Raw genomic sequence first — 20568 nt, forward strand, 5'->3', positions numbered from 1 at the left:
GGTACTGCAGGGGGGACCCTGTGGGAGAGTAGGACACCGCCGAACAATCATTGTGGGAAAGCCCCGCACCTCATGGTGCGGGGCTTTTCTGCGTTTACGGCACGGCCGGATCTCCCTTCGGGAGACGGGGCTTTCGCCGGTGTTCAGAGGCGGCCGGCTGCTTTCAGGGCGAGGTAGGCGTCCGCCAGGGCGGGAGCGAGGGTTTCGGGGGTGGCGTCGACGACCGTGACGCCGTGGCGCTGGAGCTGGTCCGCGGTGCGGGCGCGCTGGGACTGGGTCTGCGTGGCGGCCGCGGCCTCGTAGACGGCTTCGATCGTGCCGCGTTCCCCGGCCATGCGCGTCACATGGGGATCGGCGACGGAGGCCACCAGGACCGTGTGGCGCTGGGCGAGCTGTGGGAGGACCGGGAGGAGGCCCTCTTCGATCGGGGCGGCGTCGAGGCCGGTCAGGAGGACGATCAGCGAGCGGCGCGGAGCGCGTGCCAGGGCCGTCGCGGCGAGACCGCGTGCGTCGGTCTCCACGAGTTCGGGTTCCAGCGGGGCGAGGGCGTTGACCACGGCCGGCAGGACGTCGCCGGCGGAGCGGCCCTGGACCTGGGCGCGGAGGCGGCGGTCGTAGGCCAGGAGGTCCACGCGGTCACCGGCTCGGGAGGCGAGCGCGGTGAGGAGGAGGGCCGCGTCCATGGAGGCGTCCAGGCGGGGGACGTCTCCGACGCGGCCGGCCGAGGTGCGGCCGGTGTCGAGGACGATCAGGATGTGCCGGTCTCGTTCGGGTCGCCAGGTGCGGACGGCGACGGTGGTCTGGCGGGCCGTGGCCCGCCAGTCGATCGAGCGGGTGTCGTCGCCAGGGACGTACTCGCGGAGGCTGTCGAACTCCGTGCCCTCGCCTCGGGTGAGCACGCTGGTGCGGCCGTCGAGCTCGCGGAGCCGGGCCAGGCGCGACGGCAGGTGCTTGCGGCTGGTGAAGGGCGGCAGGACACGGACGGTCCAGGGGACCTCGTGGTGGCCCTGGCGGGCCGCGAGGCCGAGGGGTCCGAACGAGCGGACCGTGATCCGTTCGGCGTGGCGGTCGCCGCGGCGGGTCGGGCGCAGGCTCGTGGTGAGCCGGCGGCGCTCGCCGGCGGGGACGGTCAGCCGGCGGCGTGAAGAGGCCTGTTCGGTGCCGGGGAGCCAGCTGCTGGGCGGCCAGGCGTCGCGGAGTTGGGCGCGGAGGCGGCGGCGGGACGGGTTGGTGACGGTGAGCTGGACTTCGGCCTCGTCACCGAGTCGAACGGATGTATCACCACTTCGGGTGAATCGGAGCGTTCGTACTGGCGCCGCCAGGGCGTAGTCGCACAGAATTGCGAGGGAGAGGGGCGCGTTCACCGCGAGCATCCCCGTCCAGCTGGGGGCGAGGATGCCGACGGGGAGCGATCCGAGGGCGGCGAGCAGTGCGGTTCGTCCGGTGAGGGCCATGGGGCGCCGTTCTCAGCGGGGGACGGGGACGTGGGCGAGGATCGAATTGATGACGGAGTCGGGGGTGACCCCCTCCATCTCGGCCTCGGGCCGCAGGTGGATGCGATGACGCAGGGTGGGGAGAGCGAGGGCCTTCACATCGTCCGGGGTGACGTAGTCCCGGCCGGTGAGCCAGGCCCAGGCGCGGGCGGTGGAGAGCAGGGCGGTGGCGCCTCGGGGGGAGACCCCGAGCGTGAGCGAGGGGGATTCACGCGTGGCACGACAGATATCGACGACATAGCCGGCGATCTCGGTGGAGACCGAGACCTTGGCGACGGCGGCCCGGGCCGCCTCGAGCTCGGCGGGGCCCGCCACGGGGCGGACGCCGGCGGCCTTCAGGTCGCGGGGGTCGAAGCCCTCGGCGTGACGGGTGAGGACGTGGATCTCGTCTGCGCGTGAGGGCAGAGGGACCGTCAGCTTGAGCAGGAAACGGTCCAGTTGGGCCTCAGGGAGAGGGTAGGTGCCCTCGTACTCGACGGGGTTCTGGGTCGCGGCGACCAGGAACGGCTCCGGGAGGGGGCGCGGCGTGCCGTCGACCGTGACCTGACGCTCCTCCATCGCTTCCAGGAGGGAGGACTGGGTCTTCGGGGGCGTGCGGTTGATCTCGTCGGCGAGCAGCAGGTTGGTGAAGACCGGACCGGGCTGGAAGGAGAACTCGGCGGTGCGGGCGTCGTAGAGCAGGGAGCCGGTGACGTCGCTGGGCATCAGGTCGGGGGTGAACTGGACGCGCTTGGTGTCGAGTTCGAGCGCCGCGGCCAGTGAGCGGACCAGGAGCGTCTTGGCTACTCCGGGGACGCCTTCGAGGAGGACGTGCCCCCGGCAGAGCAGGGCGACGACGAGACCGGTGACGGCGGGGTCCTGGCCGACCACGGCCTTCGCGATCTCGGTGCGCAGGGCCTCCAGGGAGGCGCGGGCGCTGTCCGAGTCCGTGGCGGTCTCGGGGGTCGGGGCGCTCATGAGGTGCGTACCTCTCTTTCGAGGGCGTCGAGTTGGTCCGCCAGGCGGATGAGGGTGGCGTCGTCGGCGGGAGCCGGGCCGAAGAGGAGGTTCCTGGGGTCCGCGGTCGTCTCGGGGAGACGGGCGGAGAGTGCGGGGAGGAGACGGTCGGGGGAGTGGGCGTCCTGGACGGGGACGCCGAGCAGCGGGGCGAGCCGGGTGCGGGTCGCGGTGCGCAGGACGGAGGCGGCGCGGTCGCGGGCGTTCGCCTTGCGGTAGAGGCGGGCGCGACCCTCGGTGGACTCGGAGGCGCGGAGGGCGACGGGGAGGCGCTCGGTGACCAGGGGGCCGAGGCGGCGGCCGCGCCAGAGGGCGGCCAGCAGGGCCGCGAGGGCGAGTTGGAGGGTGCCCCACAGCCAGCCGGAGGGGATGAGGGCGAGGAAGTTGCCCGTGGTGTCCTCGGCGGGTGTGTCGGTGGTGGCCGAGGTGTCGGAGAGGGAGGGGAGGTACCAGACGAGATGGGGCTGGGAGCCGAGGAGTTGCAGGGCCAGCGAGGCGTTGCCCCGTTGGTCGAGGCGGGAGTTGTAGAGGATGTCGGGCGAGCCGAGGAGGACGGTGTCGGTGGTGCCCGTGCCGCCGCCGGTGCCGGGGAGGAGGAGCAGGGTGGGCAGGCCGTCGGCGCGGTAGCAGGCCTCGGCGGGAGTGCCGGGGAAGGTCTCGTAGCGTTCGCCGCCGAGGTCGACGCTGCCGGCGCGGGTGGCGGCCGGCAGGGCGCAGCCGGGGGCGCGTTCCTTCACCGGGGTGCTCGGGGCGCTGATGACTCCCGGGGCCAGGGTGCCGAGGGAGGCGCGGCCGGCGCCGACGAGGACCGTGCGGGTGGCGGAGCCGGTCATGGCCGAGTGGAGCGTGGACCGCTGGGCGTCCGTCAGCAGGTCGGGGGTGGTGACCAGGAGGGTGGTTCCGGTGTCCGTGGCCGCCGTGGCCTCGGCCAGGGTGGTGGCGAGGGTGACGGTGACGCCGTGGGTCTTGAGGAGTTCGGCGACGGCGCGGCTGCCCTGGGGGTCGGCGGAGCGCGGGTCGAGGGCGCCGTGGGCGTCGGTGGACCGGACCGTCGCGAGGGCGAGGCCGCCGGTCAGGATCAGGGCGAGGACGAGGACCGTGCCGCGGACGCGGGTCCACACCTGGCGGGCGGAGGGGGCCGTCGAGGTGGTACCGGTGACCGGGCGGCTCATGAGGGCGTCCCCGTGGAGGCGGTGTCGAGGGTCGGGCGGGTCCGTTCCAGGGCGGTGTCCAGTGCCTCGACGCGGCGGTACGCGGGCTCGTCGGCGGTGCGGCCGCCGTACGTGACGTCGTCGAAGGCGCGGGCCGCGAGGCGCAGGTCGTCCGCGTGGGAGGGGAGGGAGCGGCCTGCTTCGGCGGCGGCCTCGTCGGCGGTGCGGCCGGGGCGGGGTTCGAGGAGGGTGCGCTCCTCCAGGGAGCGGACGATGGCCCGCATCCGTTCCTGGACGGCCTCGTTCCAGCGGCCGGCGGAGGCGTGCCGTGCGGCGGCCGTCCGGTGGTCCCGGGCGGTGCGGGGGCCGTCGGCGAAGAGGGAGTCGCCGGTGGTGCCGGGTGCCCGGCGCGGGGTGCCGAGGCGCCACCAGAGGGCGGCGACCAGGGCGGCCACCACCAGGACGATGACGACGAGGCCGAGGACTCCGCCCGGGGTGGCCCCCGAGGCGGCGCCGAAGAGGTCGTCCAGCCACTCCCAGAAGCGGCCGAGGCCGCGCTGGAGGAGGTTCGGATCGTTCTCGTGGTACCTCGGATCGGACAGCTCCCGCTCCGCCGCCTCGCGAGCGGGGACGCGGGAGATGTCCACCGGCGTGTCGCCGTCGGCACGCGGTCGTGTCAGTGCCGCGGCCGTTCCCCCCGTGAACGTCACCGCATCAGCCCCCGACGGTGTCGGTGCCCGGCGTGGGGCCGTAGCCGGGGAGGCCCGCGGCCCGGGCCAGTTCGAGGTCCAGGGCTTCGCGGCGGATGCGCTGGTCCACGTAGAGGAGGACGGTCACGCCGGCCGAGATCGGATAGGTGATCGCGCTGGTGATCACGCCGCCGATGCCCGTGATGATCAGGAACGGCCAGCCGAACGTGGTGGTGGTCCCGGACAGCAGGCCGGAGAAGCCCTCGCCGTCGACCGCGATGCCGATGATGGTGAACGGGATCGCGATGATCATGGCGAAGAGGAAGATCAGCAGCTGTGTCAGCAGGGTGATGCCGAAGATCCGCCACCACGAGCCCCGCACCAGCTTCGCCGAGCGCTTCAGCGACGGGACGACGCCCTGGCGCTCCAGCATCAGGGCGGGGGAGGAGAGGCTGAAGCGGATCCACAGCCAGACGACCGCCGCGGCGGCGCCGAGGCCGCCGAGGAAGATCAGGGCCACGCCCGGGGCACCGCCGATCAGGAGGCCGGGGAGCAGGCCGACGGTCACGACGGCGACGGTCATCGCTGCGAGGAGCAGGGTCAGGCCGAGGAGCCGGAGCAGGCGCGGGCGGGCCTCCTGCCAGGCGGAGCCCAGCGAGACCGGGCGGCCGAGGACCGCGCGGCTGATGACGACGGTCAGCAGGGCGGCGCTCACGAGCGACGCCATCATCGTCACGAGGAGCGATGGGCTCAGGGCGATCAGGGAGGCCTTGGCCGAGTCGACGAGCTGCTGCAGCTGCTCGGCGGGCGTGGCGTGCGCGTCGACCTCGGTGGGCGCCGGCACGAGGTACCGCTGGGCCAGGATGTTGGCGGTCTGGGAGATCACCGCGACCGTGACGGTGAGGGGGAGGACCGTGCGCCAGTAGGAGCGGAGGACCTTCACCGCGCCGTCGAGGATCTCTCCCATGCCCAGCGGGCGCAGCGGGATGACGCCGGGCTTCGCGGCCGGGGGCCTGCCCCAGTGGACGTTCGGCGGCGGGGTTCCCCAGTTCTGGCCGGGTGCCGGGGGCGGGGTCCGGTCGGTCGGCGGGGACCACTGGCCGGCGGGCGGCTGGTCCTTGGACCACTGGATGGTGGAGCCGTTCGCCTCGGTCGAGGAGGAGGGTCCGGGGACCCCCGAGCCGTCCTGGCCGTCGGGGGCGGATCCGGGCGAGGTCCAGCCCGGAGTGTCGTTCACGGTCGTCCACCTCGGAGGAATGGTCGCGGTGCCGGATCGGCGAACCGGCTCGGTCACGGCGGCCGACACCTGACACGGCGGCGGGCCGGGTGCCATCGTGCCACGCGGGGCCCGCCCATGGGACGGAGCCCGCATCTCCTTCGTACCTTTGTCCGGACCTTCATTGTGCGAGCGGCAGGCGGCACACTGTGCGGATGCCCGATCAGGACGCGCGAACCGCGCACCGGCGGGCCGAACGGGCCGCCCCTCCACGAGAGCGCGGCCCAGGCAGGGGGAAGCGCTGTGGGACAGGTCACGGCAGGTAACGATTGGCTAATGGGATGATGTCGATATGAAGGGACGCGTTCTTGTCGTCGACGACGACACCGCACTGGCCGAGATGCTCGGCATCGTGCTGCGGGGTGAAGGGTTCGAGCCGTCGTTCGTCGCGGACGGTGACAAGGCGCTTGCCGCTTTCAGAGAGGCCAAGCCCGATCTGGTGCTGCTGGACCTGATGCTGCCCGGCAGGGACGGCATCGAGGTGTGCCGGCTCATCCGCGCCGAGTCCGGTGTGCCGATCGTCATGCTCACGGCCAAGAGCGACACCGTCGACGTGGTCGTGGGCCTGGAGTCCGGCGCCGACGACTACATCGTGAAGCCGTTCAAGCCGAAGGAGCTCGTCGCCCGCATCCGGGCGCGGCTGCGGAGGTCCGAGGAGCCCGCTCCCGAGCAGCTCACCATCGGCGACCTCGTCATCGACGTGGCCGGGCACTCCGTGAAGCGGGACGGGCAGTCCATCGCCCTGACCCCGCTGGAGTTCGACCTGCTGGTCGCGCTCGCGCGCAAGCCGTGGCAGGTCTTCACCCGTGAGGTCCTGCTCGAGCAGGTCTGGGGCTACCGGCACGCGGCCGACACCCGGCTGGTGAACGTGCACGTCCAGCGGCTGCGCTCGAAGGTCGAGAAGGACCCCGAGCGCCCGGAGATCGTGGTGACCGTCCGCGGTGTCGGTTACAAGGCGGGGCCGAGCTGACATGAGTGCAGGCAGTGCTGCTCCGAAGCCCGGGGACCCGGGAGTCCGTACGGGGCGGACTGCCGGACCGGGGCGGGGGGGCTCGCGATTCGGCCGTCTGCTGCGCGGCGGAGGACTCCTCCGCAGCAGGCCGGTCCTCCGGCTCTTCGCGCGCTGGGTCCGCCGGCCGCTGCTGCCCGCCGTGCGGCTGTGGTGGCGGAACATCCAGCTGAGGATCGTCGCGGGCACCCTGCTCATGTCCCTCGGAGTGGTGCTGCTGCTCGGTCTCGTCGTCATCGGGCAGGTCCGCAACGGCCTGCTCGAGGCCAAGGAGAGGGCCGCCCAGAGCCAGGCCGCCGGGGGGTTCTCCGCCGCCCAGGACCGGGCGGCGACCACTCCCTCCGCGCCCGGCCAGCAGGGCGGCGTGCGGGCCGGTGCCTCCGTGAACTGGCGCTCCACGCTGGTCGAGCAGCTCGCCAGCGGTGGTCAGAGCGCGTTCAACGTGGTCGCGCTCTCCCTCGACACCGGCGACACCGCGAGCCGTGGCGCCCGTGCCTCCGGCGAGGTCGACCCGACCACGAGCGTCCCCGCCGACCTGCGGCACTGGGTCGCGCAGGGCACCGGAACCTTCCAGAAGTTCACGCGGATCCACTACACCAGCGGCAAGGCGTCCGAGCCGGGCCTGGTGATCGGCAAGCGGCTGAACGACGCCGACGGCGACCAGTACGAGCTGTACTACCTCTTCCCGCTGAGCCAGGAGGAGGACTCCCTCACCCTGGTCAAGGGGACCCTGGCGACCGCCGGGCTCTTCGTCGTCGTGCTGCTCGGCGCCATCGCCTGGCTGATGGTGCGCCAGGTCGTCACGCCCGTGCGGATGGCCGCCGGGATCGCCGAGCGGCTCTCGGCAGGCCGCCTCCAGGAGCGCATGAAGGTCACCGGCGAGGACGACATCGCGCGCCTCGGCGAGGCCTTCAACAAGATGGCCTCCAACCTCCAGCTCAAGATCCAGCAGCTGGAGGAGCTGTCGCGGATGCAGCGGCGTTTCGTCTCCGACGTCTCGCACGAGCTGCGGACCCCGCTGACCACGGTCCGGATGGCCGCCGACGTCATCCACGAGGCCCGCGTCGACTTCGACCCGATCACCGCACGCTCCGCCGAACTCCTCGGCGACCAGCTCGACCGCTTCGAGTCGCTGCTCTCCGACCTCCTGGAGATCAGCCGCTTCGACGCGGGCGCGGCCGCCCTGGAAGCCGAGCCGATAGACCTGCGCCAGGTCGTCCGCCGTGTCATCGGCGGCGCCGAACCCCTCGCCGAGCGCAAGGGCACCCGGATCGTGGTCCTCGGCGACCAGCAGCCCGTGGTGGCCGAGGCGGACGCCCGCCGCGTCGAGCGGGTACTGCGCAACCTCGTCGTCAACGCCGTCGAGCACGGCGAGGGCCGGGACGTGGTCGTGAAGCTCGCCGCCGCCGGCGGGGCCGTCGCCGTCGCCGTCCGCGACTACGGCGTCGGACTCAAGCCGGGCGAGGCCACCCGGGTCTTCAACCGCTTCTGGCGCGCCGACCCCGCACGCGCGCGCACCACCGGCGGCACGGGCCTCGGCCTGTCGATCGCGGTGGAGGACGCGCGGCTGCACGGCGGCTGGCTCCAGGCCTGGGGCGAGGCCGGTGGCGGCTCGCAGTTCCGGCTCACCCTGCCGCGTACCGCGGACGAGCCGCTGCGGGGGTCCCCGATCCCGCTGGAGCCCGAGGACTCCCGGCGCAACCGCGAGCAGACCGCCGCCGGACGCGGCCAGGAGAGCGGCCGGCTCACCGCCGTGCCCGCGCAGCCCGTCGGCGACCGGTCGGCGCTCGCCGTACCGCCGAGGCTGCCCGCGCCGCCGCGGGCGACCGTCGATCCGACGGCGCTGCCCGGCAGCGGCGCACGGGTCGTGGCGCGGACGGCGACGGACGGCGACGGCGGGACGGGCCCGGCGACGGCCGGGGGCAACGGGCATCTGGAGCGGGAGGACGGGACACGTGGGCGCTGACTCCCGAGCGGAGCACGCGGGGCGGGGACGGAGTACACGCGCGGTGGTTCTCGCCGCGTGCGGCGGCCTTCTGGTGACCGGGTGCGCGACGATGCCCGACAGCGGGGACGTGCAGCCGGTGAAGGGCTCCAACACGGGTGACTCACAGGTACGGGTCTATGCCGTGGCCCCCCGGGAGAACGCGGGCCCGGACGAGATCGTCGACGGCTTCCTGGAAGCCATGACGAGTGACGACCCCGGCTTCGCCACCGCCCGCAAGTACCTCACGAAAAAGGCCGCGCAGGGCTGGAAGCCGGAGCAGAGCATCACCGTGCTCACCACCGCGCCCGACCGCGAGCAGGCCGATCGCGACGCCGACCCCGAGAACCAGGGGCGTGCCTTCCCGCTCTCCGGCCGCAAGATCGCGACCGTGGACGCCCGCCACGCCTATCAGCCGAACAGCCCCACCGAGTACCTGCAGTCGATCCACGTCGTGCAGCAGCCGTCGGCGAACGGCAAGGGCCGGGAGTGGCGCATCGACAGCCTCCCGCCCGGCCTGGTCCTCGGCGAGGCCGACTTCCTCCGCAACTACCGTTCGGTCAACAAGTACTACTTCGCCTCCGGGGAGGACTGGGTCGTCGCCGACCCCGTCTACATCCGGCAGCGGCAGGACCCCGTCACCCGGATGGATCCGGTGACGCAGACGGTCAAGGCGCTGCTGGAGGGCCCGACGAACTGGCTGAAGCCCGCCGTCGACTCGCAGTTCCCCTCCGGTACGGAGCTGAAGACCGGTGTCACCACCCTGACCACGGACGACCAGTCCACGCTGAGGGTGCCGCTCAACCAGAAGGCGGACCGGGCCGGCGGCGAGGCGTGCCGTCGGATGGCGGCGCAGCTGCTGTTCACGCTGGGCGACCTGACCTCCGTACGGGTCGAGCAGGTGGAGCTCCTGGGGTCGGGCGGGCAGTCGCTGTGCCGGCTGGGCAAGGGGCAGGCGTTCGAGTTCGCGGCGGTGCGGAACACCGACCGCGAGGAGCACCCGTACTTCGTCGGCGAGCACGGCAAGCTGATGATGCTCCTGGTCGGGGACAAGGGGGCGGACGCGCCGGTCGAGGTGCCGGGGCCGTTCGGCAAGGGCACGGTGCGGCTCAGCTCGGTCGCCGTCGACCGGGGCGAGACCCGGGCCGCCGGGGTCGGGCAGACCGGCCGGGAGCTGTTCGTCTCCTCCATCACCACGGAGCAGGACCCGCTGCCGCCCGTCCTGACCAGCAGGGCCGCCCGCCCGGCCGACCGGCTGTCCGCGCCCAGCTGGGACGGCAGGGGCGATCTGTGGGTCGCCGACCGGGACCCCGCCGCGCCTCAGCTGTGGATGGTGCCGGACGGCACCGGGCACCCGGTCAAGGTCCGCACACCGTGGCTCGGGGACGACGCCCGCATCGAGTCCCTGCGGGTCTCCGCCGACGGCGTACGGATCGCGCTGGTGGTCACGCGGGGTGAGCGCAAGACCCTGCAGATCGGCCGGATCCAGCGGCAGACTACGGGCGAGGAGCCGGTCGTCTCCGTCCTGGACCTGCAGCCCGCCGCACCCCGGATGGAGTCGGTCACGGCCGTCTCCTGGGCCGGACCCAGCCGGCTCGTCGTGGTCGGCAAGGAGGCGGGTGGCGTCCAGCAGATCCGCTACCTCCAGACCGACGGTTCGACCTCGGCGACCTCGGTGCTGCCCGGTCTGAACGGGGTGACCTCGGTGGCCGCCCCGCACAAGGACACCGTGCCGGTGGTGGCCGACTCCGGCGACGACGGGATCGTGCGGCTCGCGCCCGGGACGAATTGGCGGCCGGTGGTCAAGAAGGGGTCCTCGCCGGTCTACCCCGGCTAGGACGCGCTCCGCGAGGCGCTGCGGGGAGCGCGCTCGCGGGGCGGCCTGAGGTCGCCCCGTCGGGCCCGCTCGCAGGGTCGTACCTGACGTACTCGGGGCTCTTCGGGCCGGGTTTTCCACAGGGGTGGCCGGGAGGGGTCCGGAGGCGCACAGTGGAGCCATGCGGGGGTGGTGGCGCGAGATCGCCGGGCTGGTGCTGCCGGTCGCCTGCGGAGGCTGCGGCAGACCGCGGACGGAGCTGTGCGCGGCATGCGCGCACGCGCTCGCCGGGGCGCCGCCGCGCAGGGTGAGGCCCGCGCCCGAGCCCGCCGGGCTGCCCGTGGTCCACGCCGCCGCGCCGTACGCCGGTGCCGTACGGGAGCTGCTCCTCGCCCACAAGGAGCGCGGGGCCCTCCCGCTCGCCGGGCCCCTGGGCGGCGCCCTCGCCGGGGCCGTGGCGGCCGCCACCCTGCCCGGGAAGGGCCCCGCGGACGGACCCCTGCTCCTCGTGCCCGTGCCCTCCTCGCGGCGCTCCGTACGGGCGCGTGGCCACGATCCGACACGGCGGATCGCACTGGCCGCGGCGGCCCGGCTGCGGCGGTCGGGCAGGCCGGCGCGGGTCGTGCCCGTGCTCCGGCAGCGGCGGTACGTGGCGGATCAGGCCGGGCTCGGGGCGCGCGGGCGCTTCGCCAACCTGTCGGAGGCGCTGGAGGTCGTGCCGGGCGGCGCACGGCTTCTGACGGCGGGGAGGGTGGTTCTCGTGGACGACCTGATGACCACGGGCGCCTCACTCGCGGAGGCGGCGCGCGCCCTCGGAGCCGTACGCCCTCCGTTCATTCACGGAATACCGCACGGCTTACCGGCCGGCTCCGCGCAGCACGGAATCGAACAGCGGGTGGCGGCTGTGATCGCATCCTCTCCCGCTTCGTTCGAAATAAACCGGAACTCGCCGGAAACTTGGATCGTTGCAGGTGGTGAGAGGTGAAAGCACTCGTACGGAGGTATGTCGCGGTAGCGGGTGCCGACACCCGTCCGAAGGGGCTATGTTCGGTTGTGAGGAATGGAGAATGCCATCGCCTCACCGAATACGGTTGCGCCTACAGGACAGGAGTTCAGGGCGAATTAACCTCTTGTCGATGGGGTGGAGATCTTGTCGACTGGGGAGGAGAGAGGTCGAAGTCGCCAAGTCCGAGCTCCGGTGAGACCACCGGAGTGTGGTGCAAAGGGAGATGCCCGGCGGCCAAGGAGCCGACCAGGGCGATCCGGGAACGGAGTTCTGCGTGGACATCGTCGTCAAGGGCCGCAAGACCGAGGTGCCCGAGCGGTTCCGCAAGCACGTGGCCGAGAAGCTGAAGCTGGAGAAGATCCAGAAGCTCGACGGCAAGGTGATCAGCCTCGACGTCGAGGTGTCCAAGGAGCACAACCCGCGGCAGGCCGACCGGTCCGACCGCGTGGAGATCACCCTCCACTCCCGAGGCCCGGTGATCCGGGCGGAAGCGGCGGCAGGCGACCCGTACGCAGCGCTCGACCTCGCCAGCGACAAGCTCGAGGCACGACTGCGCAAGCAGCACGACAAGCGATACACCCGGCGTGGCAGCGGCAGGCTGTCCGCGGCGGAGGTCGGGGACGTGGTGCCCGGCGCCGCCAAGCTCAACGGGGACGGTCAACTGGCCGTCGACGAGACCGAGACGGTGCCCACCACGATGATGGGCTCCATCGAGGTCCAGGGCGAGGGCCCGCTCGTGGTCCGCGAGAAGACCCACCGGGCCGCACCGATGACGCTCGACCAGGCGCTCTACGAGATGGAGCTGGTCGGGCACGACTTCTATCTCTTCGTCGACTCCGACACCAAGCAGCCGAGCGTTGTCTACCGGCGACACGCTTACGACTACGGCGTCATCCACCTGGAAAGCGACCCGCTCGCCGAGGGCGGCGGTGTCGGTGGTGCGCTCGGCGGCTGACCCGCCGCACCGCACCGCCTCCGAACAGGTGTCCTTCTCGGTGCCCCTGGAGCGCAATTCGCGCCCCCAGGGGCACCCCCGTGCGCCCGCGGAGCACCCCCGTCGTCGCCCGGGCATGAAATCATGGCGTGCACGCCAACCGGTGCCGGTCGAGTACGGGTTGGAGGACCGGAAACGAATTCAGGCCACGGCCTTCAGGGGGAGGAACGATGGCGGACAGCTTCGGGCCGGTGCTCAGCGAACGCGAGCACGGCGGTGCGGTCCCGGAGGGATCGGAATCGGACAGCGGAGCATGCCGCAAGGAGCCGATCCGGGTCCTCGTCGTGGACGACCATGCCCTCTTCCGCCGCGGACTCGAGATCGTCCTCGCCCAGGAAGAGGACATCCAGGTCGTCGGCGAGGCCGGTGACGGCGCCGAGGCCGTCGACAAGGCCGCCGATCTGCTCCCCGACATCGTCCTGATGGACGTACGGATGCCCCGGCGCGGCGGCATCGAGGCGTGCACCTCCATCAAGGAGGTGGCCCCCAGTGCGAAGATCATCATGCTGACGATCAGCGACGAGGAGGCCGACCTCTACGAGGCGATCAAGGCGGGGGCCACGGGCTACCTCCTCAAGGAGATCTCCACCGACGAGGTCGCCACCGCGATCCGCGCGGTCGCCGACGGGCAGTCGCAGATCAGCCCGTCGATGGCGTCCAAGCTCCTCACCGAGTTCAAGTCGATGATCCAGCGCACCGACGAGCGCCGGCTCGTGCCCGCGCCCCGGCTGACCGACCGCGAGCTGGAGGTCCTCAAGCTCGTCGCGACCGGCATGAACAACCGGGACATCGCCAAGGAGCTGTTCATTTCCGAGAACACGGTGAAGAACCACGTGCGGAACATCCTGGAGAAGCTGCAGCTGCACTCCCGGATGGAGGCCGTGGTGTATGCGATGCGGGAGAAGATCCTCGAGATCCGGTAGCCCGGCCCTGCCGGCCGAGCCCCGGTAGCCCGGGCCCCGACTATTCCAGGGCCGCCACCAGGTCCTTCGTCAGCTCCGGGTGGTCCATCCGCTCCACCGTCACCGCGTCGCAGCCCACCCACTCGGCTGCCTCGCGCAGGGCCCGCGCCACCGCCGGCACGGCCTTGGGGCCGTCGAGCGTCACCTGCCGGGCGACGAGCGTCCGGCCCTCCCGCGCCGGGTCCACCCGGCCGACCAGGCGGCCCCCGGCGAGCACCGGCATCGCGAAGTAGCCGTGGATCCGATTCTGCTTCGGCACGTACGCCTCCAGGCGGTGCGTGAAGCCGAAGATCCGCTCCGTGCGCGCCCGCTCCCAGATCAGCGAGTCGAAGGGCGAGAGCAGCGTCGTGCGGTGCCGGCCGCGCGGCTCGGCGGCGAGCGCCGCCGGATCCGCCCAGGCGGGCTTCCCCCAGCCCGCCACCGTCACCGGCACCAGACCCGAGGCCTCGACCACGGCGTCGAACTGCTCGCCCTTGATCCGGTGGTAGTCCGCGATGTCCGCGCGCGTGCCCACGCCGAGGGCCTCGCCCGCCTGCCGCACCAGGCGCCGCACGCACTCGGCGTCGTCCAGCTCGTCATGGAGCAGCGCCTGCGGGATCGCCCGCTCGGCCAGGTCGTAGACCCGCTTCCAGCCGCGCCGCTCCGTGACCACGACCTCGCCGTACATCAGGGCCCGCTCGACGGCGATCTTGCTGTCGGACCAGTCCCACCACTCGCCCTTGTTCTTCGCGCCGCCCAGCTCGGTCGCCGTCAGCGGGCCCTGGTCCCGCAGCTGGTCGATCACCTTCTCGTACGCCCCGGCCGACAGCTCGTGGTGCCAGTGCGGCCGGTCGCGGTAGGCGCGGCGGCGGAAGGCGAAGTGCGGCCACTCCTCGACGGGCAGGATGCAGGCGGCGTGCGACCAGTACTCGAAGGCGTGAGCCCCCGTCCAGTACGCGTCCTCCACGGCCGTGCGGCCGACGGCGCCCAGCCGCGCGTACGGGATGAGCTCGTGGGAGCGGGCGAGGACGGAGATGGTGTCGAGCTGGACCTGGCCGAGCGACCGGAGGACCCCGCGGACCCCGGCCCTGCGGTCGGGCGCGCCCAGGAACCCCTGGGCGCGCAGGGCGATCCTGCGGGCTTCGTCGGCGGACAGTTCGGCGGCGGGGCGCGGCGCAGTCGTCATGGACCGCACCCTAGGCCCCGGCACTGACAGTCACACCGCCTCGGCCGGACGCTCGGGCGCCGGGAGGTACGGCAGGGGGCTCGGCAGGCCGAAGTCGGAGGGGAGCAGGGCGCCGACCCAGGCGTCCCGGAGCGTGCCCTTGTTGGTCAGACCGGCGCGCTGGACGCCCTCGACGACGAAGCCGACCCGCTCGGCCACCGCGCGCGAGGCGGTGTTGCCGACCTCGGCGCGCCAGATCAGGCGCGTGCAGCCGAGTCCGGTGAAGGCCCAGTGGGCCAGGGCCCGGACGATCTCCGTCATGTAGCCCTGGCCGCGGGCCTCGGGGGCGAGCCAGTAGCCGACCTCCCAGACTCCGGCGCCCCGGTCGTGCAGCGAGGCGGCGGCGAGCAGCGGGCCGCCGTCGAGCGGTTCCACGGCGAAGGGGTACTCCTTGTCCTCCCGCCAACCGTCCGGGACCAGCCGGTTCAGGAAGAACTCCGCGTCCTCGCGCCTGTACGGGGAGGGGACGACGGTCCAGCGCTGGATGGCGGGGTCCTGGCAGACGGCGTACACGGTGTCGACGTCCTCGGGGACGAAGGTCCGCAGACGAAGCCGGTCGGTGGTGAGGGTGATGGGATCCATGCCGGGATTGTGGTGACCTCGCGGACCGGAAGCGAACACTTTTCGGATGGGGCGGCACCTTCCGCCCACCTCGTGCGTTCTCTTTACGGGCGGGCGTACGGCTCCGGCACTGCGGGCCTCCCTGTGTGAGGGCGGTCTCGCTTACGATGGCCGTTGCGGTGGGGACCACCTGCCGTGCCCGCGCTCGCGTCCATCACAAGACCCAGTGCCAGGCCCGACCGGCAAGGAGACCAGCCTCAGTGTCCGTCTTCAACAAGCTCATGCGTGCAGGCGAAGGCAAGATCCTGCGCAAACTGCACCGCATCGCGGACCAGGTCAACTCCATCGAAGAGGACTTCGTCAACCTCTCCGACGCCGACCTGCGGGCGCTCACCGAGGAGTACAAGCAGCGGTACGCCGACGGCGAGAGCCTCGACGACCTGATGCCCGAGGCCTTCGCGACCGTCCGCGAGGCCGCCAAGCGCGTCCTCGGCCAGCGCCACTACGACGTCCAGCTGATGGGCGGCGCCGCCCTCCACCTCGGCTACGTCGCCGAGATGAAGACCGGTGAGGGCAAGACCCTCGTCGGCACCCTCCCGGCGTACCTCAACGCGCTCTCCGGCAAGGGCGTCCACCTGATCACGGTCAACGACTACCTGGCCGAGCGCGACTCCGAGCTCATGGGCCGGGTGCACAAGTTCCTCGGCCTGACCGTCGGCTGCATCCTGGCCAACATGACGCCGGCCCAGCGCCGCGAGCAGTACGCCTGCGACATCACGTACGGCACGAACAACGAGTTCGGCTTCGACTACCTGCGCGACAACATGGCGTGGTCCAAGGACGAGCTCGTCCAGCGCGGCCACAACTACGCCTGTGTCGACGAGGTCGACTCCATCCTCGTCGACGAGGCCCGTACGCCGCTGATCATCTCCGGCCCGGCCGACCAGGCGACCAAGTGGTACGGCGACTTCGCCAAGCTGGTCACCCGGCTGAGCAAGGGCGAGCCCGGCAACCCGCTCAAGGGCATCGAGGAGACCGGCGACTACGAGGTCGACGAGAAGAAGCGCACCGTCGCCATCCACGAGGCGGGCGTCGCCAAGGTCGAGGACTGGCTGGGCATCGACAACCTCTACGAGTCGGTGAACACCCCGCTCGTCGGCTACCTGAACAACGCCATCAAGGCGAAGGAACTGTTCAAGAAGGACAAGGACTACGTCGTCATGGACGGCGAAGTCATGATCGTCGACGAGCACACCGGCCGTATCCTCGCCGGCCGCCGCTACAACGAGGGCATGCACCAGGCGATCGAGGCGAAGGAAGGGGTGCAGATCAAGGACGAGAACCAGACGCTCGCCACGATCACCCTCCAGAACTTCTTCCGCCTCTACGACAAGCTCTCCGGCATGACCGGTACGGCCATGACCGAGGCGGCCGAGTTCCACCAGATCTACAAGCTCGGCGTCGTCCCGATCCCGACGAACAAGCCGATGATCCGCAAGGACCAGTCGGACCTGATCTACCGGACCGAGGTCGCCAAGTTCGCCGCCGTCGTCGACGACATCGCGGAGAAGCACGAGAAGGGCCAGCCGATCCTCGTCGGCACGACCTCCGTCGAGAAGTCCGAGTACCTCTCGCAGCAGCTCTCCAAGCGCGGCATCCAGCACGAGGTCCTCAACGCCAAGCACCACGAGCGCGAGGCCAGCATCGTCGCCCAGGCCGGCCGCCGCGGCGCCGTCACCGTCGCCACCAACATGGCCGGCCGCGGTACGGACATCAAGCTCGGCGGCAACCCGGACGACCTCGCCGAGGCCGAGCTGCGCCAGGCGGGCCTGGACCCGGTCGAGCACGTCGAGGAGTGGGCCGCGGCCCTGCCCGGCGCCCTGGAGCGCGCCGAGAAGGCCGTGAAGGCGGAGTTCGAGGAGGTCAAGGAGCTCGGCGGTCTGTACGTCCTCGGTACCGAGCGCCACGAGTCGCGCCGTATCGACAACCAGCTGCGCGGCCGCTCCGGCCGTCAGGGCGACCCCGGCGAGTCCCGCTTCTACCTCTCGCTCGGCGACGACCTGATGCGCCTGTTCAAGGCGCAGATGGTCGAGCGCGTGATGGCCATGGCCAACGTGCCGGACGACGTGCCGATCGAGAACAAGATGGTCACCCGCGCCATCGCCTCCGCCCAGTCGCAGGTCGAGACCCAGAACTTCGAGACCCGCAAGAACGTCCTGAAGTACGACGAGGTCCTCAACCGGCAGCGCGAGGTCATCTACGGCGAGCGCCGCCGCGTCCTGGAGGGTGAGGACCTGCACGAGCAGATCAAGCACTTCATGGACGACACGATCGACGACTACATCCGCCAGGAGACCGCCGAGGGCTTCGCGGAGGAGTGGGACCTCGACCGGCTGTGGAACGCCTTCAAGCAGCTCTACCCGGTGAAGGTCACCGTGGAGGAGCTGGAGGACGCGGCCGGGGACCGTGCGGGCATCACCGCCGAGTTCATCGCCGAGTCCATCAAGGACGACATCCACGAGCAGTACGAGACGCGCGAGAAGCAGCTCGGCTCGGACATCATGCGCGAGCTGGAGCGGCGCGTGGTCCTCTCCGTCCTCGACCGCAAGTGGCGCGAGCACCTCTACGAGATGGACTACCTCCAGGAGGGCATCGGCCTGCGCGCCATGGCGCAGAAGGACCCGCTGGTCGAGTACCAGCGCGAGGGCTTCGACATGTTCACCGCCATGATGGAGGGCATCAAGGAGGAGTCCGTCGGCTACCTGTTCAACCTGGAGGTCCAGGTCGAGCAGCAGGTCGAGGAGGTCCCGGTGCAGGCGTCCGCCCCGTCGCTCACCAAGGAGGACGCCACTGCGGCGGCCGGGCGTCCGGAGATCCGCGCCAAGGGGCTCGACGCCCCGCAGCGGCCGGACCGGCTGCACTTCTCCGCGCCGACCGTGGACGGGGACGGCGGTGTCGTCGAGGGCGACTTCGCCTCCGACGACGTGGAAGGCGACGGGATGACCCGGGCCGAGCGCCGCAAGGCGCAGAAGAACGCGGGCGGCGGGCGTCGCCGCAAGAAGTGACGTCCTGAGTGAGGGACGTGGAGGGGTCGGTCGCCCGGTGGGCGGCCGGCCCCTTCGCCGTGGGTGGGGCCTTCGCCGTGGCCGACCCTTTCGCCGCCGTGGGCGGGGCCTTTCGTCGGGCGTGCCGGGCCGGGGGCGAAGGGCCTTTCGTTGGGCGTGCTGGGCCCGTGGGCGGGGCTTTCGTCGGGCGCGCTGGGCCCGGGGGCGGTGGGCCTTTCGTCAGGTGTGTCGGGTGGTCGCGCCGAGGCCGTCCAGTTCCACGGCGGCGCAGCGCCAGCGCTGGTCCTCGCCGCGCTCCAGGCGGAACGCCATGGCCCGCACCCGGGCGCCGGTGGCGATGGTCGCGAAGGCCTCGACGGCGGTCTGCGGGGAGCGCACCTGGACCGAGCAGCGGCGCAGGACCGGGCGGGGGCCGAGCGAGCGCAGGGGCGTCTCGGGGGCGAGCCGGACGAGCTGCTCGTACGCGTCGCCGACGGTGTGGCCGAGCATCCAGTGGACGGGTCGTTCCCCGCTCAGCACAGCGAGCAGGCGCTCGGCGAAGACGGTGTGCGGGGGAAGCGCCCGGGGCGCGGTGCGGGAGGGGCCGCCCTGCGCGGGCGTACGGGGGCGGGTGCCGGCGGCACCGCGCGGCCGGGATCCGGCGGAACCACGCGGGCGCGTGCCCGCCGGGCCGCCGGGGGCCGTGCGGGGGCGGGGGAGCGGGGAGGGCGTGGCGGTGAGCGTGGTGTTCATGGCGGTCCCCTGTCGCTGCGTAACCGAGTGATACCAGTCGGTAACTTCGTTGGGGATCTTGTACGGCCGGACTCCGAGGCCCCGCAAGGACGTCGCAGTGGAGGGGCGGTCCTGGAAACGGATCACCTATCAGGGTGACGCGGTCGGAAACCGGCTCTCCGGCGCCCCGGCGGACGGCCCTCCGCGGTGGACGGACGGCGATGCGGGCCCGCCACCCCGAAGGGGGACTCCGCACGTATCCTGAGGGCCTCTCCGTCTACGAAAGCGGCCTGCCATGCGCGTCTACATCCACCTGACCCTCCCCGGTCTCGCACAGGCGCACAAGGCGGGCGAGCTGGGCCCCGGCCCCCTGACCGCCTACGCCGTCACCCCCGCGCTGCGCGAGTGGTACGTCTCCGACGACATCGAGGAGCTGGAGTACGCGGCGCTCAACCGGGCCGCCTCCGCCTCCCTGCGGCTCCTCGCCGGCGACCCCGAGGCGCCCCGGCGCCGGATCGTCGTCGCCGTCGACGTGGCCGACAAGGACGCGACCGTCGACCCCGACCGCGGGCTCGACGGCGGCTCCATCGGCGAGGTCCGCATCGCCGGAGCCGTACCGCTGGCCAAGGCCGCGGCCGTGCACGCCGACGCGGACGACGCCGAGGCGGACGTCACGGCGGCGGCGGACGCGCTGGGCGCGGCGGACCAGGGCGACGACGACGCCCAGTTCGTCGTGGACGGGGCCGAGGACCACGAGCTGCTGTGGTTCGGCGTGCAGGAGATCCCCGCGCTGCTGGGCTGACGCCCGTCCGGTCTTCGGTGTCGGTGGGCCCGGGTACGGTCTTTCCCATGGGGAAGCACGGAAAGCACCTGGTCTGGGACTGGAACGGCACACTGCTCGACGACATCGACGCGGTGATCGGCGCGACGAACGCGGCCTTCGCCGAGCTCGGGCTCGCGTCCATCACGCTGGAGCGGTACCGCGAGCTGTACACGGTGCCGGTGCCGAAGTTCTACGAGCGGCTGATGGGGCGGCTGCCGACGGACCAGGAGTGGACCGTCATGGACGGGGTCTTCCACCGGCACTACTGGGAGCGCGCCGACGCGTGCGGGCTCACCGCCGGGGCGGCGGAGCTGCTCGCGGCGCGGCAGGCGGCCGGGGCCACGCAGTCGCTGCTGTCGCTCGCGCCGCACGCGCATCTCGTCCCCCTTGTGCGGCGGTACGGGATCGCGGAGCGGTTCGTCCGTGTCGACGGCCGCCCCGACGCCTCCACCGACGGGAAGTCCGGGCACATGGTGCGGCACGTGGCGGCGCTCGGGGTCCCGGCCGAGCGGGTCGTCGTCATCGGGGACGCGGCGGATGACGCGGTGGCGGCGGCGTTCGTGGGGGCGCGGGCGGTGTTGTACACCGGGGGGTCGCACAGTCGGGCTTCGCTGGCGCGGGTGGGGGTGCCGGTGGTGGACTCCCTGGAGGAGGCGGTGGCTGTCGCGGAGGAGCTGGTCTAGGGCGGCCCTGTAGGGCCTTCGCCCCCTGTGGGGCGGGGCCTTTGCGGGCTTCCTCGGTCCCTGCGAGGACGTCTACGTGTGCTCACGTGTGGCTCCCGTGCCCCGAGAGCTTTTGTTCATCCACCCGTAACAACGGTCGGAAAAC

General features: G+C 72.2%; 17 protein-coding genes. 9 read left to right on the top strand and 8 right to left on the bottom strand.

The window, feature by feature from the left end; genetic code table 11:
• Positions 1-143: 143 nt before the first annotated feature.
• The 5 genes from ABZ318_RS32460 to ABZ318_RS32480 are packed head-to-tail and all read right to left on the bottom strand — an operon-like array spanning position 144 to position 5566.
• Positions 144-1454 carry a DUF58 domain-containing protein gene (locus tag ABZ318_RS32460; protein ID WP_356906024.1) on the bottom strand — a complete coding sequence of 437 codons (1311 nt, stop codon included), beginning with the start codon at positions 1452-1454 and terminating at the stop codon, positions 144-146.
• Between the two features lie 12 nt (positions 1455-1466).
• Positions 1467-2450, bottom strand: coding sequence for a MoxR family ATPase (locus ABZ318_RS32465; RefSeq protein WP_356906025.1), 984 nt, complete (start codon positions 2448-2450; stop codon positions 1467-1469).
• Complete coding sequence (locus ABZ318_RS32470) at positions 2447-3661, bottom strand: DUF4350 domain-containing protein (RefSeq protein ID WP_356906026.1); 1215 nt, start codon at positions 3659-3661, stop codon at positions 2447-2449. Before ABZ318_RS32470 ends, ABZ318_RS32465 begins: the two co-directional genes overlap by 4 nt.
• Positions 3658-4350, bottom strand: a complete 693-nt coding sequence (locus ABZ318_RS32475) for a DUF4129 domain-containing protein (RefSeq protein WP_356906027.1) — start codon at positions 4348-4350, stop codon at positions 3658-3660. Before ABZ318_RS32475 ends, ABZ318_RS32470 begins: the two co-directional genes overlap by 4 nt.
• Before the next feature lie 4 nt (positions 4351-4354).
• Positions 4355-5566 (bottom strand): hypothetical protein, encoded by a 1212-nt coding sequence (locus tag ABZ318_RS32480; RefSeq protein WP_356906028.1) that lies wholly within the window; start codon positions 5564-5566, stop codon positions 4355-4357.
• Positions 5567-5897: 331 nt separating this feature from the next.
• Between ABZ318_RS32480 and mtrA the strand changes: the two genes are divergently transcribed.
• From mtrA to ABZ318_RS32510, 6 genes are all read left to right on the top strand, one after another.
• Positions 5898-6575: a two-component system response regulator MtrA gene (gene mtrA, locus ABZ318_RS32485; protein WP_010356958.1), complete on the top strand. Its 678-nt coding sequence runs from the start codon at positions 5898-5900 to the stop codon at positions 6573-6575.
• Between the two features lies 1 nt (position 6576).
• Entirely contained in the window at positions 6577-8580 is a 2004-nt protein-coding gene (gene mtrB, locus ABZ318_RS32490) for an MtrAB system histidine kinase MtrB (protein ID WP_356906029.1), read from the top strand.
• Positions 8581-8671: 91 nt separating this feature from the next.
• Positions 8672-10435, top strand: a complete 1764-nt coding sequence (locus ABZ318_RS32495; RefSeq protein ID WP_356906030.1) for an LpqB family beta-propeller domain-containing protein — start codon at positions 8672-8674, stop codon at positions 10433-10435.
• Positions 10436-10595: 160 nt separating this feature from the next.
• Complete coding sequence (locus tag ABZ318_RS32500) at positions 10596-11399, top strand: ComF family protein (protein ID WP_356906031.1); 804 nt, start codon at positions 10596-10598, stop codon at positions 11397-11399.
• A gap of 244 nt (positions 11400-11643) precedes the next feature.
• Positions 11644-12375 (top strand): ribosome-associated translation inhibitor RaiA, encoded by a 732-nt coding sequence (gene raiA, locus ABZ318_RS32505; RefSeq protein ID WP_356906032.1) that lies wholly within the window; start codon positions 11644-11646, stop codon positions 12373-12375.
• A 209-nt stretch (positions 12376-12584) separates the two neighbouring features.
• Complete coding sequence (locus ABZ318_RS32510; RefSeq protein WP_356906033.1) at positions 12585-13337, top strand: response regulator transcription factor; 753 nt, start codon at positions 12585-12587, stop codon at positions 13335-13337.
• A 40-nt stretch (positions 13338-13377) separates the two neighbouring features.
• Here ABZ318_RS32510 and ABZ318_RS32515 read toward each other — a convergent pair whose 3' ends face one another.
• On the bottom strand, positions 13378-14541 hold the full coding sequence (locus ABZ318_RS32515) for a crosslink repair DNA glycosylase YcaQ family protein (RefSeq protein ID WP_356906034.1): 1164 nt from the start codon (positions 14539-14541) through the stop codon (positions 13378-13380).
• Positions 14542-14571: 30 nt separating this feature from the next.
• Positions 14572-15162 (bottom strand): GNAT family N-acetyltransferase, encoded by a 591-nt coding sequence (locus ABZ318_RS32520; RefSeq protein WP_356906035.1) that lies wholly within the window; start codon positions 15160-15162, stop codon positions 14572-14574.
• A gap of 239 nt (positions 15163-15401) precedes the next feature.
• Between ABZ318_RS32520 and secA the strand changes: the two genes are divergently transcribed.
• A complete protein-coding gene (gene secA, locus ABZ318_RS32525; RefSeq protein WP_356906036.1) occupies positions 15402-18206 on the top strand; it encodes a preprotein translocase subunit SecA in 2805 nt (934 codons plus the stop codon).
• A 219-nt stretch (positions 18207-18425) separates the two neighbouring features.
• Here secA and ABZ318_RS32530 read toward each other — a convergent pair whose 3' ends face one another.
• Positions 18426-18938 (bottom strand): Rv3235 family protein, encoded by a 513-nt coding sequence (locus tag ABZ318_RS32530; protein WP_356906037.1) that lies wholly within the window; start codon positions 18936-18938, stop codon positions 18426-18428.
• 274 nt (positions 18939-19212) lie between these two features.
• Here ABZ318_RS32530 and ABZ318_RS32535 point away from each other — a divergent pair, with 274 nt between their 5' ends.
• On the top strand, positions 19213-19719 hold the full coding sequence (locus ABZ318_RS32535; RefSeq protein WP_356906038.1) for a hypothetical protein: 507 nt from the start codon (positions 19213-19215) through the stop codon (positions 19717-19719).
• Positions 19720-19766: 47 nt separating this feature from the next.
• Entirely contained in the window at positions 19767-20423 is a 657-nt protein-coding gene (locus tag ABZ318_RS32540; protein ID WP_356906039.1) for an HAD family hydrolase, read from the top strand.
• Positions 20424-20568 lie beyond the last annotated feature (145 nt).

The sequence above is a fragment of the Streptomyces sp. NPDC006197 genome (assembly GCF_040613865.1).
Classification (GTDB): domain Bacteria; phylum Actinomycetota; class Actinomycetes; order Streptomycetales; family Streptomycetaceae; genus Streptomyces.